General features: G+C 56.5%; 1 protein-coding gene. It reads right to left on the bottom strand.

The genetic code is table 11. From position 1 onward, the window contains the following. Window positions 1-57: 57 nt before the first annotated feature. Window positions 58-975: an IS5 family transposase gene (locus OKB81_RS20495; protein WP_160839588.1), complete on the bottom strand. Its 918-nt coding sequence runs from the start codon at window positions 973-975 to the stop codon at window positions 58-60. Window positions 976-1,063 lie beyond the last annotated feature (88 nt).

The raw sequence follows: 1,063 nt of genomic DNA, 5'->3' as shown, positions 1-1,063 counted from the left end.
GGCGTTGTTGCCCAAATCGACTATTGAAACGCCCTTTCCTCCGGCCTTGAGCGATGGCTACACTCGGGGCCTTCTGATAGGTAGACCAAGGGCGTTCAGTTTGTTCATGGCACAGACATAGGCCATCACTTCACCCACTTGGTTGTTGTACTTGCGCAAGCTCAGTTTCCCCGTCAGCAACTGCTTGAAACGGCACATCGCCGTTTCTGCCAGCGAGCGCCGATGATAACCGGATGCCTTCTTCCAATGAGGTAGCCCCTCCTTGCGCATGACCAGCACCGCATCATTACGCGGATGTCCTTCCTCCCATAATCCAGCATTCTTGCGTGGTGGAATGCAAGCCGTGGCCCCTTTGCGGGTTATCAATTCATGGCAGGCCTTGGCGTCATAGGCACCATCGGCATACACCGTGCCCAGCTGACGGCGCAGTGGATTAAGCAGCGTGGGCAAGACTTCGGCATCATGGACATTCTCCAGCGAGACCTCTGCCGCCACGATGTCATGGCTGACAGGGTCCACCGCCAGATGCAGCTTGCGCCATACCCGGCGCTTCTCATGGCCGTGTTTCCTGACCTTCCACTCCCCTTCGCCAAAGACCTTGAGTCCCGTGGAATCGATGACCAGGTCGGTGATTTGGCCCTTGGGTGGCTGACGGTATGAGACCTTGATGGTGCTGGCACGTTTGCTGACACAGGTATAGTCGGGGGCGCACAGCGGCACATTCATCAGCTCAAACAGCGAGTCGAGCAGGCCCTGAGTTGCCCGTAGGGAGAGATTGAATATCCCCTTGAGCATCAGAAAGGTACAGATGGTCTGGTCGGTGTAGAGGGTGCTGCGCCCCCGCCGGCCATGATGATCTTGATGGAACCAGTTGTTCATGGCCTCGGCATCGACCCAGAAGGTGAGCGAGCCCCGGTTGATCAGGGAACGGTTGTACTGCGACCAGTTGACGACAGGGTGAAGCGACTTGCCCATGATGCTGATATGAAGAGGGATTTGGTGATCAGATCATGGGCTTCACCAAAAGTTCCATTCAGGTCGAGCTGATTTGGGCAACAACGCC

Source organism: Aeromonas sp. QDB56 (assembly GCF_027705505.1).
GTDB lineage: Bacteria > Pseudomonadota > Gammaproteobacteria > Enterobacterales > Aeromonadaceae > Aeromonas > Aeromonas caviae.
Note: the sequence above shows the minus strand (reverse complement) of the source record. Positions and strands in the feature narration are given on the sequence as shown.

Bases quoted from the DNA above. Each gene is read 5' to 3' on its own strand.
- OKB81_RS20495 (WP_160839588.1), bottom strand. From the start codon at position 975: ATGGGCAAGTCGCTTCACCCTGTCGTCAACTGGTCGCAGTACAACCGT.